Source organism: Lentzea sp. NPDC051213, assembly GCF_044455585.1.
Classification (GTDB): domain Bacteria; phylum Actinomycetota; class Actinomycetes; order Mycobacteriales; family Pseudonocardiaceae; genus Lentzea.
Window position 1 is genome coordinate 1 of record NZ_JBITEX010000008.1, and the last position, 14,976, is coordinate 14,976.

At 66.8% G+C, this 14,976-nt stretch carries 16 protein-coding genes; 9 read left to right on the plus strand and 7 right to left on the minus strand.

Annotation, left to right across the window (positions count from 1 at the left end; genetic code table 11):
• Positions 1-100: 100 nt before the first annotated feature.
• Positions 101-1,159: a hypothetical protein gene (locus ACIA8G_RS31710; RefSeq protein ID WP_396422371.1), complete on the minus strand. Its 1,059-nt coding sequence runs from the start codon at positions 1,157-1,159 to the stop codon at positions 101-103.
• Positions 1,156-1,794 carry a dioxygenase gene (locus ACIA8G_RS31715; RefSeq protein ID WP_396422372.1) on the minus strand — a complete coding sequence of 213 codons (639 nt, stop codon included), beginning with the start codon at positions 1,792-1,794 and terminating at the stop codon, positions 1,156-1,158. The genes ACIA8G_RS31710 and ACIA8G_RS31715 overlap by 4 nt, the downstream gene beginning before the upstream one ends.
• 91 nt (positions 1,795-1,885) lie before the next feature.
• Here ACIA8G_RS31715 and ACIA8G_RS31720 point away from each other — a divergent pair, with 91 nt between their 5' ends.
• A complete protein-coding gene (locus ACIA8G_RS31720) occupies positions 1,886-2,707 on the plus strand; it encodes an SMP-30/gluconolactonase/LRE family protein (protein ID WP_396422373.1) in 822 nt (273 codons plus the stop codon).
• Here the strand turns inward: ACIA8G_RS31720 and ACIA8G_RS31725 are convergent.
• On the minus strand, positions 2,704-4,887 hold the full coding sequence (locus tag ACIA8G_RS31725) for a P-loop NTPase fold protein (RefSeq protein WP_396422374.1): 2,184 nt from the start codon (positions 4,885-4,887) through the stop codon (positions 2,704-2,706). The two genes, ACIA8G_RS31720 and ACIA8G_RS31725, sit on opposite strands and share 4 nt — an antisense overlap.
• Positions 4,888-4,976: 89 nt before the next feature.
• Between ACIA8G_RS31725 and ACIA8G_RS31730 the strand changes: the two genes are divergently transcribed.
• The 6 genes from ACIA8G_RS31730 (at position 4,977) to ACIA8G_RS31755 (ending at position 10,760) form a co-directional block, all read left to right on the plus strand.
• A complete protein-coding gene (locus tag ACIA8G_RS31730) occupies positions 4,977-6,605 on the plus strand; it encodes a circularly permuted type 2 ATP-grasp protein (protein WP_396422375.1) in 1,629 nt (542 codons plus the stop codon).
• A gap of 11 nt (positions 6,606-6,616) precedes the next feature.
• The gene (locus tag ACIA8G_RS31735) at positions 6,617-7,564 is read left to right on the plus strand and encodes an alpha-E domain-containing protein (RefSeq protein WP_396422376.1); all 948 of its coding nucleotides are present in this window, start codon (positions 6,617-6,619) and stop codon (positions 7,562-7,564) included.
• Between the two features lie 2 nt (positions 7,565-7,566).
• Positions 7,567-8,409: a transglutaminase domain-containing protein gene (locus tag ACIA8G_RS31740; RefSeq protein ID WP_396422377.1), complete on the plus strand. Its 843-nt coding sequence runs from the start codon at positions 7,567-7,569 to the stop codon at positions 8,407-8,409.
• 55 nt (positions 8,410-8,464) lie between these two features.
• Positions 8,465-9,310, plus strand: a complete 846-nt coding sequence (locus ACIA8G_RS31745; protein ID WP_396422378.1) for a helix-turn-helix domain-containing protein — start codon at positions 8,465-8,467, stop codon at positions 9,308-9,310.
• Positions 9,288-9,458: a DUF397 domain-containing protein gene (locus ACIA8G_RS31750; protein ID WP_396422379.1), complete on the plus strand. Its 171-nt coding sequence runs from the start codon at positions 9,288-9,290 to the stop codon at positions 9,456-9,458. Before ACIA8G_RS31745 ends, ACIA8G_RS31750 begins: the two co-directional genes overlap by 23 nt.
• Before the next feature lie 147 nt (positions 9,459-9,605).
• Positions 9,606-10,760 (plus strand): RNA-guided endonuclease InsQ/TnpB family protein, encoded by a 1,155-nt coding sequence (locus ACIA8G_RS31755; protein ID WP_396422380.1) that lies wholly within the window; start codon positions 9,606-9,608, stop codon positions 10,758-10,760.
• Between the two features lie 97 nt (positions 10,761-10,857).
• Here the strand turns inward: ACIA8G_RS31755 and ACIA8G_RS31760 are convergent, their stop codons facing one another.
• Positions 10,858-11,295, minus strand: coding sequence for a type II toxin-antitoxin system PemK/MazF family toxin (locus ACIA8G_RS31760; RefSeq protein ID WP_396422833.1), 438 nt, complete (start codon positions 11,293-11,295; stop codon positions 10,858-10,860).
• A gap of 89 nt (positions 11,296-11,384) precedes the next feature.
• On the opposite strand from ACIA8G_RS31760, the gene lepA reads away from it, so the two are divergent.
• Entirely contained in the window at positions 11,385-13,220 is a 1,836-nt protein-coding gene (gene lepA, locus ACIA8G_RS31765; protein WP_396422381.1) for a translation elongation factor 4, read from the plus strand.
• Between the two features lie 19 nt (positions 13,221-13,239).
• On the opposite strand, the gene ACIA8G_RS31770 is transcribed toward lepA, so the two are convergent.
• Positions 13,240-13,758: a hypothetical protein gene (locus ACIA8G_RS31770; protein WP_396422382.1), complete on the minus strand. Its 519-nt coding sequence runs from the start codon at positions 13,756-13,758 to the stop codon at positions 13,240-13,242.
• Positions 13,759-13,835: 77 nt separating this feature from the next.
• Here ACIA8G_RS31770 and ACIA8G_RS31775 point away from each other — a divergent pair, with 77 nt between their 5' ends.
• A complete protein-coding gene (locus ACIA8G_RS31775) occupies positions 13,836-14,447 on the plus strand; it encodes a class I SAM-dependent methyltransferase (protein WP_396422383.1) in 612 nt (203 codons plus the stop codon).
• 38 nt (positions 14,448-14,485) lie between these two features.
• Here the strand turns inward: ACIA8G_RS31775 and ACIA8G_RS31780 are convergent, their stop codons facing one another.
• Together ACIA8G_RS31780 and ACIA8G_RS31785 are read right to left on the minus strand one after the other, a co-directional pair.
• Positions 14,486-14,830, minus strand: a complete 345-nt coding sequence (locus tag ACIA8G_RS31780) for a helix-turn-helix domain-containing protein (RefSeq protein WP_396422384.1) — start codon at positions 14,828-14,830, stop codon at positions 14,486-14,488.
• 3 nt (positions 14,831-14,833) lie between these two features.
• Complete coding sequence (locus tag ACIA8G_RS31785; protein ID WP_396422385.1) at positions 14,834-14,971, minus strand: hypothetical protein; 138 nt, start codon at positions 14,969-14,971, stop codon at positions 14,834-14,836.
• Positions 14,972-14,976: the final 5 nt, after the last annotated feature.

A 14,976-nucleotide genomic window follows, 5' to 3' on the forward strand; every position in this document is an offset into this window, starting at 1 on the left:
TACTGCACTGGTTACGGTGTGGGAGAGTAGGTCGCCGCCGAACTTAATTTGCCCTGCGGGTTGAGCGCCACAAGCGCTCCCCGCAGGGCTTTTTCTATTTCTACCTGCGTGCGATCGCGGGTACCAGATCGCCGGTGCGCGAGATTCCCGCGGTCCACAGCGCGTTGCCGCCGGCCACCGCACCGCGAACCACGACGTTCGGCGCCTGCACACGAACCCACGTGCGCAACGGCGCGTGCCATTGCAGCGCAACAGAAACATCACCCTTGCCGCCGACGGCCCACACCCGCCCGTCCGCCGTCCGCGCAACGGACTTCAAACGCCCGTCCCCGATCCGCGGCGTGCGGCTGACCGTCCACTTCCGACCATCCCAGTGCGAGGCGAACGGCTGGTCACCGCGCTCACCGGACTTCCCGCCGACAACCCAGACATCGTTGGCAGCAAAGGCAGTCACGCCGCTCAGCCAGGTGTGCTGACCCGGCACCTCCACCCGGCGCCACGTCACCCCGTCGAAGTGGAACAGCAGGGGAGTCTGCGGGTTCGAGTACGCAACCCCGGCCGCCCACACGTCATTCGGCGACAGCGCCGTCAGGCTCACGAGCTCGCCCGGTCCGACCTCCGGCAGCACCGCGTGCTGCCACTTCGTCCCGTCCCACGACTGGATCGCTGGAACACCGGTGCTGATGGTGTTGCGCCACGCCCTGCCGGCGACCCAAGCCTTGCCGGAATGCGCGGCGACGGCTTCGGGCATCACGCCGCCCATCACGTCCGGCGGTCCGCTGACCGGGTTGACCGCCAGCGAGTGGCTGGACCACGAGGTGCCGTTCCAGTGCACGGTTTCGAGGGCCTCGGCGTGCAGGTCCTCCGTGCGGCCGACGAGCCAGATGTCCGACGGACCGTTCACCGCGATGGCCTTCGGCAACGCCTGCGCCGGCAACGGAGAAGTGCGCTGCCACGCCTTCCCGTCCCACCGCAGCAACACCGATTCCAGCGTCCGCAGGGACGTCAGCTGATACCCGGTGGCCCACGCGTCAGGGCCGGCCGTGGCGACGGCGTTGATGTCGCCCTTGGACAGCGGGACAGGTGTGTCCTGCCAGGCACTCGTGGTCGTCGGTACCGGAGCGAGCAGGGTCAGGGTGAGGACGAGTGCGAGCTTCACGGCGCACCCACCGTCGTCTTGATGACGAAGTCGAAGGTGCCGCGGTACCCGGAGCCGGAGCGGGCCAGCTGGATCGTGCAGACCCGGTTGATGAACTCGTCGCCGGCATTCAGCGCCGCGAAGTCCCGTCCATACGCCTGTGTGTCGTCCGGGAAGTACAGCTGCGTCACGAGCGGTGGCCCGTCCGGCGCCTGGATCTGCACGTGGATGTGCGGCGCACGCCAGCCCCACTGCCCGAAGTAGTCGCGCGGGATGATCGTGTTCAGGTGGTACTCGCCCTTGCGGTTCGTGAACTGGTGACCGCGCAGCCCGAAGCCGAGCGTGTCGTAGTCACCGTTCTGGTCGCACTGCCAGAAGTCGACCAACGCCCCTTGAATGGGCGCGCACTGCGGGCTGTACGCGACGCCGCGCAGGTCCAACCGCACGCCTTTGGCGCTCGGCGTGATCAGGTTCGTTCGCTCCGGCGAGCTCGGCTTGAACAGCGGCCCATCCAGCGCGGGTGGCGTCTCATGGCCCGCACAAGCGGGCGTGACCTGTAACGGACCGGCTTTGGCCACAGGTGCCGCGGACACGGCCGCACCACCCGCTATGGCCACCGCGCCGGTCTTGAAGAACGCACGACGAGAGTTCGGCATGGACCCAAACGCTAGCAGTAGTTCGAATTGAAACAACATCATTGTGGAACAAACGTCGCGCCGTTCAGCGAGCCCTCGCTAGCTTGCGAACATGAGGATCATCGCGTTGTTGGGTCTCCTGCTCGCCATGACCGCCGCACCAGCGCAAGCCGCCCCGATCCGCTGCGGGACGCCGACGGTCTCCACGTTCCTCACCAGCACCGACTGGTACGAGAACCTGGAGTTCGACAAAGGCACCCTCTGGCTGTCGAACCTCAGCGGCAACCGCATCGAGCAGTACCGCCTGGACGGCACCCAGATCCAGCACCACAATCTCCGCGCACCAGGCGCGATCAGGAAGGGCCCGGACGGCGTCCTGCACGTCAACTTCGGCAACGACAGCCCGGAAACGCGCGACCAACCCTCCGGCGTGGTCCGCCTGACCCCGAAGCCGGAGGTCTGGATCGGCGGCGACACCCTGAGCTCCGCGAACGGCGCCGAGTTCGACGCCCGCGGCCACCTCTACGTCTCCGACCCGTTCACCGGCCTGTACGAGTTCGACCGCCAGGGCTCACTGGTCCGCCACATCGACCTGGCCTACCCCAACGGCATCGTCACCATCGGCAACACCGTCTTCACCAACATCCTCATCGACCCGAAGTCCGCCATCGTCCGCATCACCGGCAACCGCCAGACCCGCATCGAACTCGGCGCCCCCGACAAGGGCCTCGACGACCTGGCCGTGGGTCCCGACGGCAAGCTCTACGTCACCACGTACACCAGTGGCGAGCTCATCAAGGTCGACCCGTGGACCGGCGCACACTGCGTGCTGATGTCCGGCCTCAAGAACCCGACCGCGGCCCGCTTCCTGCCCGGCACCCGCACCATGTTCGTCACCCAGGCCTCCGGCACGGTGCTGAAGGTCCGCCTCTAGAACAACCGGTTCGCCAGCCCCGCAACCGCTTGCGCGTCGCAGTCGGCCAGCAGTTTCCTGAGGTTCTCTGCGGCCTTGCGGTCCGAGTAGGAGAACCCGAGCTTGGCGATCGTGGCACCCCACTGGACGTCGTCGTCGACCACGTCGGCCAGGTCCTGCCAGGCACCGCGCAGCCGGTGCAGGTAGGCCGGCCAACGCGTGGCGATCTCGGCGACGGCGACCAGGTGGCCGGCCTGACCGAGGTCCGTCGATGACAGCACGCGCAGGTAGAACTGCCAGACGTTGAGCAGCCGCTTCTCCTCGCGCACCGTCTGTTCGGGTTGAGCCCGGAGCCGACGCCGCAGGTGGTCGCGAACATCCCGGTGCTGCTCGATCGCGATGATCTTCTGTTCCGGCGGCACAGCGAGAACGTCTGCGGAAATGGTGCTGTCCGCCTCGTACCCGGCCAGTGTTGTCATGGCGGGTTCGTCGCGGTGCACAGGCCCGAGTTGGTCGAGCACCACGTCGTCGACGTTGTCAGCGGTCGTGCGGGGCAGTCGTACCGGGAGCTGGACGAGTTTGCGCAGAAACGTCCAACCCGGACTCGGATCATCCGGGTGCGTCACGATGTTCGCGTCGGCGAGTTCTTTGTAGGCGTGGTCGACGTGCGACGCGACGACGGTGGTGTCGAGCCCCAGCACGAATCTCGTGGTGGGGAAGTCCTCCGACAGGAACACGTTGATCGCCTCGAACACCTGTGCCGTCGTCCGCGGGGTGCACCGGTCGAGATCGTCGATCAGCAGAACGACCTGGTACTCCTGCTGGTTGAGGTCATCCAGCAGTGCCTTCACGTCGTGCTGCACGAGGTACAGGTAGCCGGCTTTCGCCTGGTAGTACGGGTCGCGGAGCAACGGATCAGCGCTGGGACCCGCGAACGCATTGCTGGTAACCGGCCCTGCGAACAACTCGCCTGGCAGGAAAGCCGAGGCCCGGTCCCAGAAGTACCGCTTTGCCGTGTGCAGCACGCCCAGGACGGCCAGGGCCGCAGTTGCCACCCACGCCCACGGCACATTCAGCTTCGTCAGCTGCGCGAGCAATGACAGCCCGAAACCCAGGCCGGCGAACGACAGCAGTGGCGAGTAGATCCGCTTCCACAGCTGACGTTGCAGGTGCCTGCGATCCACCCGGCCGGCGTTTTTCGTGAACCAGTAGCGTTCCTTGGACTCCTGGTCGGGCATGATCGCCGGTGTGGCGGCCGCGGTGACGGCTTTCGCCAGTCCCGCCCAGACCTGTTCGCTCGACTGGTGCCGCCACGGGTTGAACGAAGCGACAAGTGTTCTGGTCGGCTTCTTCGTTTTCCGGTCCGGTGCGTCCTCGGGTGGTTGGTAGAGCATCCGGTCGGCGCGGAACACCGTCAGCTTCTGTTCGCTCCCAGCTTCGTCGAGCTCCTTGGCGAGCCTGCCCCGGACGAAGTCCAGCACCGTGCTCTTGCCAGAACCCCAGGCTCCTTCGACCGTGAGGACGGTTGGGCCGTCGCCGAGCGTCAGCACGTCGACGAGTGCGGACACGAGTGCGGAGCGGTCCAGCAGGTCTTTGCCAGCCACCCGATCGCTGAACCCGCGGGTCGACACCGACCCGATTCGATACGGCACCGGCAGCATCGGGTTCCAGATGCGCAGCCGACCGGTCTCGCCGCCGGACGCGATGCGAGCCTGCCCGTCCGGGCCTGCGTAGACGACCAGCACCGAGACCCGAGACGGCTCACTGCGGCGAATCAGCTCACCTGTGCGCGGATTCCAGAGCCGCACCGAGCCACCCCGGCTCCCAGAGACGAGCAGTGGTTCACCTGTCGTTGGAAACACCGCCAGAGACGTGACCGGCGTGCTGTGCCCGGTCAACCGGGCGATCTCAGCGGTCGATCCGGTGCCGTGGACGATGATGTCCGCGCCGTAGGCCCTGATCACCTGACCGTCGACCCCTATCGACGTCAGCGGGCCGACCAGCGGCTCCCGGCCCTTCCGATCGCGACTTTCCGCACGAGCACCGGTGCTCGTCCACACGATCTCCGGCGGCCGCCCGTCGAAGAACACCTGGAGCTGCGGATCCGCTGGATCACCAGGCACGGTCGCGAGGCCGATGATGGGTGTGCTGAACTCGATCGTGCGTTCGAGCTCCATCCGCGGCACATCGGCTGACGTCACGCCTGGAAAGTACCGAGTTTCGTTTCCGGGAGGTTTCTGTCCGGTCGGACTAGTGCGAAATTGCCCTGAACAGGGTGAAGATGTGGACCATGGAACGCCGAGCCCGCACATCCGGACTGCGCCGCAGCCGCACGGTCACCACGCCGAGGCTCGGTGCGCTGTTCAACGGCTATCTGGATCCCGACCGGCCACACGCCGGCGCCTACGACGAGATGTTCTCGACCGACAGCGGTGTGCGCAGTGCCTACCGCGCGCTGTACGAGTCGGTCGCTCCGTCGCAGGTCAACGACCTGAACGCGCGTAGTGAGGCCCTTGGCCGTGCGTTTGTGGACCAGGGCATCACGTTCTCGCTGAGTGGCCAGGAACGGCCGTTCCCGCTCGACCTCATTCCTCGCATCATCACGGCGAGTGAGTGGTCGAAGCTCGAAAGAGGCATCGTGCAGCGGGTGCGGGCGCTGGAGATGTTCCTGGCGGACATCTACGGCGACGCGCAGATCGTCCGGGATGGAGTGTTGCCGCGGCGTCTCATTACGAGCTGCGAGCACTTCCACCGCGAGGCGGCCGGCATCAACCCGCCGAACGGGGTGCGCATCCACGTCTCTGGCGTCGACCTCGTGCGGGACGAGCAGGGGACGTTCCGGGTGCTCGAGGACAACCTCAGGTGCCCGTCCGGGGTCTCCTACGTGATGGAGAACCGCCGCACGATGGCGCGCGTGTTCCCCGACCTGTTCGCACGGCATCGTGTGCGCGCGGTGGGTGACTACGCGGTGCACCTTCTCCGGGCTTTGCGCAATGCCGCGGCGCCTAACGCGGCGGATCCGAACGTTGTGGTGCTGACGCCTGGCCTGGGTAACTCCGCCTACTTCGAGCACTCGCTGCTCGCGCGGCAGATGGGTGTGGAGTTGGTCGAGGGGCGTGACCTGTTCTGCCGCGACAACTTCGTCTACCTCAGGACGACGCAGGGTGAGCGGCAGGTCGACGTCATCTACCGGCGCATCGACGACGACTTCCTCGATCCCGTGCACTTCCGGCCGGACTCGGTGCTGGGCATCGCGGGGCTCGTGAACGCGGCGCGGGCGGGCAACGTTGTCGTCGCCAACGCCATGGGCAACGGCGTGGCCGACGACAAGCTCGTCTACACCTACCTGCCGGAGATTCTGCAGTACTACTTGGGCGAGAAGGCGCTGCTGCCCAACGTGGACACGTTCCGCTGCTGGCTGCCGGACGAGCGGGCGCACGTGTTCGACAAGCTCGACGAGCTGGTGGTCAAGCCCGTCGAGGGGTCCGGCGGCTACGGCATCGTGTTCGGGCCGGAGGCGTCGCAGAAGGAACTGAACTCACTGCGCAAGCGGATCCGGAACAACCCGCGCGGGTGGATCGCGCAGCCGGTCGTGCAGCTGTCGACGGTGCCGACGAAGATCGGCGACAAGCTGGCGCCGCGGCACGTGGACCTGCGGCCGTTCGCGGTGAACGACGGCAACTTCATCTTCGTGCTGCCCGGTGGCCTGACCCGCGTGGCGCTGCCGGAAGGCAGCCTCATCGTGAACTCGTCGCAGGGCGGCGGTTCCAAGGACACCTGGGTGCTCGCGCCCAAGTCGTCCACTGTGGAGCGTGAACTCGCGGAGCCCGGTCTGGCCGCGTCGACGAAGATGGAGTCGGCGGTCGCCGAGCAGGGTCCTGAGCTGACCTCGTCCCAGCAACAGCAGCAACAGCAGTAAGGAGGAGCGCGATGCTGGCTCGCAACGCGGAGTCGCTGTACTGGATCGGCCGTTACGTCGAACGGGCGGACGACACGGCGCGCATCCTCGACGTCTCGGTCCACCAGTTGCTGGAGGACGCGACGGTCAACCCGGACGCGACGTCACGGCAGTTGCTGACCGTCCTCGGCATCAAGCCGCCGGACGGCGAGTCGCAGTTCGACGTGTGGTCGCTGACGGAACTCGTCGCGTACAGCAAGGACAATCCCGCCTCGATCGTCTCGTCGGTGAACAGCGCGCGTGAGAACACCCGCGGCGCCCGCGAGGTCGTGTCGACCGAAATGTGGGAGTGCCTCAACGCGATGTGGAACGCCGTCGCGGAACGTCAGCGCTACGCGCGCACGATGGGCCCGCACGCGTTCTTCTCGTTCGTGGAGGAACGCGCGGCGATGTTCGCCGGCCTGGCCGACTCCACGATGTCGCGCGACGACGGCTGGCGCTTCCTCGTGCTCGGCCGTTCCGTCGAGCGCGTCGACATGATCGTGCGGCTGCTGCTCGCCCGCGTCGGCGACAAGGCGTCGTCTCCCGGCTGGGTGACGGTGCTGCGTTCCGCCGGCGCGCACGACACCTACCTCAGGACCTATCGCGGCGCGTTGGACGCGTCCCGCGTGGTGCAGTTCCTGTTGCTGGACAGGCTGTTCCCGCGTTCGGTGTTCCACGCGCTGCGTCAGGCGGAAGCCTGTCTGGAGCAGCTCGACCACCAGCCGACCGTGCGGGTCGGCGCGCGGGCGGAAGCGTTGCGGTTGCTCGGCAAGGCGCGCAGCGACCTGGAGTTCCTGCGCCCGCACGACTTGCTGGACGACCTGCCGAAACGTCTTGCGGCACTTCAGAAAACCGTGCGCGACGTCGGTGAAGCCGTGTCACAGCAGTACTTCCACTCGGCGCCGTGGGTCGCCTGGACGAACGCCGAGGTGGTGTGAGCATGAGCTGGCGTGTTCGCGTCGTGCACACGACGGGCTATCGGTACGAGGCACCGGTCGTGCAGTCGTACAACGAGGCGCGGTTGACCCCGCGCGGTGACCGCCGTCAGAACGTGGTCGTCTCACGCGTGGAAACCAACCCGGCGACCCGTGCGTACCGCTACACCGATTACTGGGGCACCGAGGTCACGTCGTTCGACCTGCATGCCCCGCACACCGAACTCAAGGTCGTCGCGTCGTCGGTGGTGGAGACGAGCGGTGAGATCGAGCCGGTGACCTCAGGCACGTGGGGCGACGTGCGCGCGGAGAACCTGGTTGACCGCTACACGGAGTTCTTGGAGCCCACGCGCTACACGCCGCGCAATCGCGAGCTGCTGTCCGTGGCGCGGGACCTCAAGAAGGGCCAGACGCCGTCGGGCGCGGTGCTGGCCGCGTCGCAGTGGGTGTGGGAGCAGCTGAAGTACCAGGCGGGTTCCACCGGTGTGCACAGTTCGGCCGTTGACGCGTGGCAGGAACGCAAGGGCGTCTGCCAGGACTTCGCGCATCTGACGTTGGTGTTGTTGCGCGGCATGAACATCCCCGCCCGCTATGTCTCCGGTTATCTGCACACGAAGAAAGACGGTGCGCTGCGAGAGACGGTGCGCGGCGAGTCGCACGCGTGGATCGAGGCGTGGACCGGTGGGTGGTGGGGGTACGACCCGACCAACGCGATCCCGGTCGGGCCTCGGCACGTGTGGGTGGCGCTCGGGCGTGACTACGCGGATGTGGCGCCGCTCAAGGGCATTTACTCGGGAGGGGCGGCGACCGCGCTGGACGTCACTGTGGACATCACGAGGCTTGCCTAGTTTTCACCCGAACGAGCCTGTTCTGTGGAGCAGGGGCAAGCCCTAGCGTCGATGTATGACTGTGATCACGTCGACGGCGTACAGCAGGGATCTTGGTGACGAGCTGCGCCGGTTGCGGGAGAGCTGTACCGAGTTCGGTGGCCGCGCACTGGCGATCAGGCTCGGCTGGGATCCGAGCAAGGTGTCCAACATCGAGCACGGCAAGGCTCGTGCCAGCGAGATAGACCTGGTGCAGTTCTTGATGATGTGCGGCAAGGACACCGACTACTTCGAGGAATTCCGACGCCGCTACCGGTACGCCTTCGAGGAGTACGTCGTGCAGGTCTCGGACAACGTTCGCACGCTGGCCTTGGCCGAGTCGACGGCCAAGAAGATGCTCAACTACGACACGTTGACCGTGCCTGGGCTCATGCAGACGGAGTCGTACGCCGACGCCTTGTACCGCGCGGCCGGTGTCGTGACCGAGGAACGTATCCCGGCACTCGTGCGGGCCAGGATGGACCGTCAGGCGGTTCTGCGTAGGCACAATCGGCCGGATTGCTTGTTCTTCATCCATGAGATAGCGCTGCGGCAGCGAGTCGGTGACGAGCGGATCATGGCGGATCAGTATCGACGGCTGTATGCAAACGCGAGGTTCGTCCGGATCGTGCCGGCGGACGTGCTGGTCAACTCGGCTGGTATCCGGCTGTGGGAGTACGAGAAGGCGATGCCGGTCGCGTACACCGAAACTGATGTGACGCAGGTGTTCGCGCAGGATTTGGCCGTCATCGCGCGGACCAGGCTGATCTTCAATCGTGTGGAGCACGTCGCTTTGGATGAGGAACAATCGCGGAGCAAGCTGATGGAGTACATCAGCTCACCGCGAGAGGACCTCGACGATGCAGGACCGCACCTGGCGTAAGAGCAGCTACAGCAATGGCACCCCTGAGGGTGACTGCGTCGAGGTGTCGGTCGCGCTCGAAGTGCTCGTGCGTGACTCCAAGAATGCCGAGGCGGGCACGTTGAGGTTCAGCGCGCCCGCATGGCGTGCGTTCGTTCAGCGAACTTAGTGCAGGAACGCCGGCCGATTGCGGCCGGGAGGAGTGCGCTCTAGTGGTTCCGCGGCGTCCTGGCGCCCGCGAAAGCAGGATGCTGGGATGCGGCAGGTTGCCCGGCCCGGCGGTTGTGTCGAACACATGTTCGCTAGCATTACTGCTGTGAAGCTCGTCGTACAGGTCAAGCTGCTGCCGACCGCCGAGCAGACGGCGGCGTTGCGGTTGACTCTGCACGCGTGCAACGGCGCGGCTAACGACGTGTCGGCGGTAGCGCTCGGGACGGGCGTGTCTCGGGAGTACGCGCTGCGCAAGCACGTCTACGCCGCGCTGAAGGCGCGGGGTTTGGGCGCGCAGGCCGCCCAGCATGTGATCAAGAAAGTCTCGGACGCGTATACGACTCTGCACGCGAACGTCCGCAACGGCAACCTTGGTCCCGCGGGCGGCAGGCGTCGGGTGAAGGCGGAGTCGACACCGATCAGCTTCCGGCCGGATGCGGCGCAGCCGTTCGATGATCGGTGCCTGTCCTGGCAGCACGATCAACAGACGGTGTCGATCTGGACCGTCGCGGGCAGGGTGAAGAACCTACGGTTCACGGGCTCGCCGGAGCAGCTCAAGACGCTGCGTGCACACAGGCGGGGCGAGTCGGACCTAGTGCACCGGGACGGCATGTGGTTCCTGATCGCCACCTGCGACATCGAGGAGAAGCCTGAGTTCGAACCGGTCGATTGGATCGGTGTGGACCGCGGTATCGCGAACCTGGCGACCACGAGCGATCTAGACAACTTCCAGGGGCGCCGCCTGCTGCGTTATCGGCGTTGGCATGCCCGGAAGCGGGCGGAGTTGCAGGCGAGGAAGACCAAGTCCGCCCGCAGGCGGCTCAAGAAGCGTGCCCGGCGCGAGCAGCGGCACGCGGCGCAGGTGAACCACAAGATCGCCAAGCAGGTTGTGGCTGTTGCCGAACGCACCGGCCGCGGTATCGCCCTGGAAGATCTAGGCGGTATCCGTGACCGGGTCTCGGTTTCCCGGCACCAGCGAGCCACCCTCACCAGCTGGCCGTTCCACCAACTCGAACAGCACATCCGCTACAAAGCGAAACGCGCCGGTGTGCCGGTGCTACTCGTCGACGCGCGTTACACCAGCCAAATGTGCCCGCGCTGCAGGCATACCGAACGCGCCAACCGTCCCACCAGGGACCACTTTCGCTGTCGCCGGTGCGGTCTCGCTGGACCCGCCGACGTCGTCGCCGCCGTGAACGTCAGAAACCGGGCACGGTCGGTGTGGGTACATGTCAACGTGCCCGACCCGATAGCCGCCTGAACGGCCATCGGTAGATGCGGCCCGCACACGCGCAGCCAGCCGTGGACGAGGAACGCTAACAAGGCCCCACCGGGACCGAGCCCTCAAAGTCGGCCCTTCAGGGGCGAGTAGTTGACCGCCAGCCGTGACGTTCGCGGAGGACGTCCACAACCTGGCCGAAAGCGGCGGGTGCCAGCACGGCACCCTCGCGCCGGATGTCGTCGTCCGAGTCCAACGCGAAAACCCGGTCGAGCCGCAGGTAGGAGGGCCGGCCGTCGCGATCCCACGCGCCGGCGCCCAGCTCCAGGTAGTCGTCGCGCGGCTCCTTCGAGGAGAGCATCAGCGCGATCAGCTCGCCCTTCGCCCTGCCCACGACCAGCAGCGGGCGGTCCTTGCCGCGCGAGGCGTCCTCTTCGAAGGGGACCCAGGCCCAGACGACCTCACCGGGATCCGCGTCGCCGTCCATCGAGGGCTCGTACTCGAGCTTGGCGGCGTCGGCGGCGTCGAAGATCTCGCGAACCGCCCCGCGTGCGGGGCGGGGGTCCTCACCGTTCATCAGCACGGATGCACCCTAGTGGTGCAGCGCACACCGCCCTCTATGGGACCATAAGGGGACACCCGTCCGATTTCCTGTTGAGGACTACCTTGACCACGTTCGCCGACACGACGTTCACGCCGCCGGAGCTCATCCGGAACTTCTGCATCATCGCGCACATCGACCACGGCAAGTCGACCCTGGCCGACCGGATGCTGCAGCTCACCGGCGTGGTCGACGCGCGGGCGATGCGGGCGCAGTACCTCGACCGCATGGACATCGAGCGCGAGCGCGGTATCACCATCAAGGCGCAGAACGTGCGCCTGCCGTGGCAGCTCGACGGGCAGGACGTCGTCCTGCACATGATCGACACGCCTGGCCACGTCGACTTCACCTACGAGGTGTCCCGCGCGCTGGAGGCCTGTGAAGGCGCCGTGCTGCTGGTCGACGCCGCGCAGGGCATCGAGGCGCAGACGCTCGCGAACCTGTACCTGGCGATGGAGAACGAGCTCACCATCATCCCGGTGCTGAACAAGATCGACCTGCCGGCGGCCGACCCGGACAAGTACGCCAAGGAGATCGCGCACATCGTGGGCTGCGAGCCCGAGGAAGTGCTGCGCGTCTCGGCGAAGACGGGTCTCGGTGTCGGCGCGCTGCTCGACGAGGTCGTGAAGAAAGTTCCGGCCCCGGTCGGCCAGGCCGACGCACCGGCCCGCGCGATGATCTTCGACTCGGTCTACGACACCTACCGCGGCGTCGTCACGTACATCCGCGTCGTCGACGGCAAGATCACGCCGCGCGAGCGCATCAAGATGATGTCGACCGGTGCGACCCACGAGATCCTCGAGGTCGGCATCGTTTCGCCCGAGCCGAAGCCGTCGCAGGGTCTCGGCGTCGGTGAGGTGGGCTACCTGATCACCGGCGTGAAGGACGTGCGCCAGTCCAAGGTCGGTGACACCGTCACGTCGGAGCGCAAGGGCGCCACGGAGCCGCTGGCCGGCTACCGCGAGCCCCGCCCGATGGTCTACTCCGGTCTGTACCCGGTCGACGGCTCGGACTACCCGGAGCTGCGTGAGGCGCTGGACAAGCTCCAGCTCAACGACGCCGCGCTCACCTACGAGCCGGAGACGTCCGCGGCACTGGGCTTCGGTTTCCGCTGCGGCTTCCTCGGCCTGCTGCACCTCGAGATCACCCGCGACCGCCTCGAGCGCGAGTACGGCCTCGACCTGATCTCCACGGCCCCGAACGTCGTGTACCGCGTCGTGATGGAGGACGGCACCGTGCACGTGGTGACGAACCCGTCCGACTGGCCGGAGGGCAAGCGCGCCGAGGTCTACGAGCCGATCACCAAGTGCACCATCATCGCCCCGTCCGACTACATCGGCGCGATCATGGAGCTCTGCCAGTCCAAGCGCGGCCAGCTCGGCGGCATGGACTACCTCTCCGAGGACCGCGTCGAGCTGCGCTACACGATGCCGCTCGGTGAGATCATCTTCGACTTCTTCGACTCGCTGAAGTCCCGCACCCGCGGTTACGCGTCGCTCGACTACGAAGAGTCCGGCGAGCAGGACGCGGAGCTCGTCAAGGTCGACATCCTGCTGCAGGGCGAGACCGTCGACGCGTTCAGCGCGATCGTGCACAAGGACTACGCCTACGCCTACGGCACGCGGATGGCGACGCGTCTGCGTGAGCTCATCCCCAGGCAGCAGTTCGAGGTGCCGATCCAGGCGGCGATCGGCGCTCGCGTGATCGCCCGCGAGACGATCCGCGCGATCCGCAAGGACGTGCTCGCCAAGTGCTACGGCGGTGACATCACCCGTAAGCGCAAGCTGCTCGAGAAGCAGAAGGAAGGCAAGAAGCGGATGAAGATGGTGGGGCGCGTGGAGGTGCCGCAGGAGGCCTTCGTCGCCGCACTGTCGACGGACGAGCCGAAGGGCAAGAAGTAGGCCCTGGTCGCGCCACCGGTCAGGTGGCGCGACCGTCCCACGGCCGGTACGGCAGGGTCTCCGGCGTGTCCGGCGGCATGACGAGGTCGGGGCCGGGGAAGAGCGGCCCGTCCTCGACGAGCTTGTGCACCTGCGCGGTGATGTCGTTGAGCGCTTCCTGCCGTTCGGGCGGCCCGGTCGTCGGGCCCTGCGCCAGGTACGCCGCCGTCTGAGCCGGCAGTCCCAGCGGGAGCGCGTCGCAGCCCTTGGTCCGCGAAACGTGCACTACGGCATCCACAACTCGTTGCCAGTCCGCGACTTCAGGCCACCAGCGCCCGCCGTTCAGCTCGAACGTCAACGTGGACAACGGAACGACGCAGCCGGGCGTGCGCACCGGGAACTCGGTGAGGCAGCGGAACATGCGTCCGCCGTCGGGCTGGGGCAGCGCCGGATGAAGCAACGTGCGGGCGTGCACGATCGTCGCGTTGATCAGCACCGGGTACTCCGGCGTCTGGTACGGCTCGTGGAGCGCCAGGAAGTACACGTCTTGGACCGGCACGACTGCCTACCCCTCGGTGTTGCTATATCGGCAACGAATGTTGCCGGTTCAGCACGTTCTTACGCATTCTAGGTCGTATGACGACTGCGCAGGAGTTTTGGGAGTCCTTCTACTCGGAGCGGGACCAGGTCTGGTCCGGCAAACCCAACCCGCTGCTCGTGCGCGAGGCCGCACACCTCACGCCTGGCAGCGCGCTGGACATCGGGTGCGCCGAGGGTGGCGACGCCGTGTGGCTGGCCGCGCGGGGCTGGCGGGTGCTGGGTGTCGACGTGTCGCAGGTCGCGCTCGATCGTGCGGTGAAGCACGCGTCCGATGCCGGCGTGGAGATCGCGGTGGAGCGGCACGACCTCAAGGTCACGTTCCCGGAAGGGGAGTACGACCTCGTCAGTGCCCAGTTTCTGCACTCACCCGTCGAGGAGGACGGTGAGCGCGACAGCATCCTTCGGAAGGCGTCGGAGGCGGTGGCTCCGGGTGGCTATCTGATCGTTGGCGGGCACGCTGGAGCGCCGTCGTGGTCCGAGCATCAGGACTACTACTTCCCGACTACCAAGGATGTGCTCGACCACCTCCGGCTGACCGACAACTGGATCGTCGTCACCGATGAGGTCGTGGAGCGGGAGATCACCGGGCCGGATGGGCAGGCGGAGACGCGCAAGGACAACGTGCTCACCGTCAAACGCCTGCTCTAGAAACGCGAAGGCCACCCGCACGGGTGGCCTTCGCGTTTCTAGGCGACCTGGCTGGTCGCGATGTTCACGTCCTCGCCGCCGATGTCGGCCACGATCTTGAGCGTGCCGCCCAACGCCGTGATGTACCGCCGCACGGTGTCCACCTCGAGCTGGTCCACCTCGCCCTGCTCGAGCTGGCTGATCCGCGCCTGACTGACGCCCATGCGTTCGGCGACGTCGACCTGGGTCAGGCCGATCTTCTTGCGCAACTCTGTGAGCCGGAAACCCAGTACGTAGGCCTGCGTCTGGCTGCGGGCGAGGGCGCGGGCGGCCTCGACGTCACGTCCGTTGGTGCGGTCGATGGCTTCCTTGTCCGCCTTCACGTCCTTCCACGAGCGGCCCATGCGTCACCTAACTTCCGCGTTCACGAGATGCTCGTCGTACCGCTGTTCGGCGAGCGGGATGTTCGTGTTGTACCAGCCGTTCCAGTTGCCCGCCTTGTCGCCGGCCACCAGCAGGACCGCGGTCCACGAGCGGTCTGCCAAGGGTC

What these genes read in the sequence shown, in the direction of transcription:
- ACIA8G_RS31715 (WP_396422372.1), bottom strand. Translation starts at nt 1,794, where the DNA reads ATGCCGAACTCTCGTCGTGCGTTCTTCAAGACCGGCGCGGTGGCCATA.
- ACIA8G_RS31720 (WP_396422373.1), top strand. Translation starts at nt 1,886, where the DNA reads ATGAGGATCATCGCGTTGTTGGGTCTCCTGCTCGCCATGACCGCCGCA.
- ACIA8G_RS31730 (WP_396422375.1), top strand. Translation starts at nt 4,977, where the DNA reads ATGGAACGCCGAGCCCGCACATCCGGACTGCGCCGCAGCCGCACGGTC.
- ACIA8G_RS31735 (WP_396422376.1), top strand. Translation starts at nt 6,617, where the DNA reads ATGCTGGCTCGCAACGCGGAGTCGCTGTACTGGATCGGCCGTTACGTC.
- ACIA8G_RS31740 (WP_396422377.1), top strand. Translation starts at nt 7,567, where the DNA reads ATGAGCTGGCGTGTTCGCGTCGTGCACACGACGGGCTATCGGTACGAG.
- ACIA8G_RS31745 (WP_396422378.1), top strand. Translation starts at nt 8,465, where the DNA reads ATGACTGTGATCACGTCGACGGCGTACAGCAGGGATCTTGGTGACGAG.
- ACIA8G_RS31750 (WP_396422379.1), top strand. Translation starts at nt 9,288, where the DNA reads ATGCAGGACCGCACCTGGCGTAAGAGCAGCTACAGCAATGGCACCCCT.
- ACIA8G_RS31760 (WP_396422833.1), bottom strand. Translation starts at nt 11,295, where the DNA reads ATGAACGGTGAGGACCCCCGCCCCGCACGCGGGGCGGTTCGCGAGATC.
- ACIA8G_RS31775 (WP_396422383.1), top strand. Translation starts at nt 13,836, where the DNA reads ATGACGACTGCGCAGGAGTTTTGGGAGTCCTTCTACTCGGAGCGGGAC.
- ACIA8G_RS31780 (WP_396422384.1), bottom strand. Translation starts at nt 14,830, where the DNA reads ATGGGCCGCTCGTGGAAGGACGTGAAGGCGGACAAGGAAGCCATCGAC.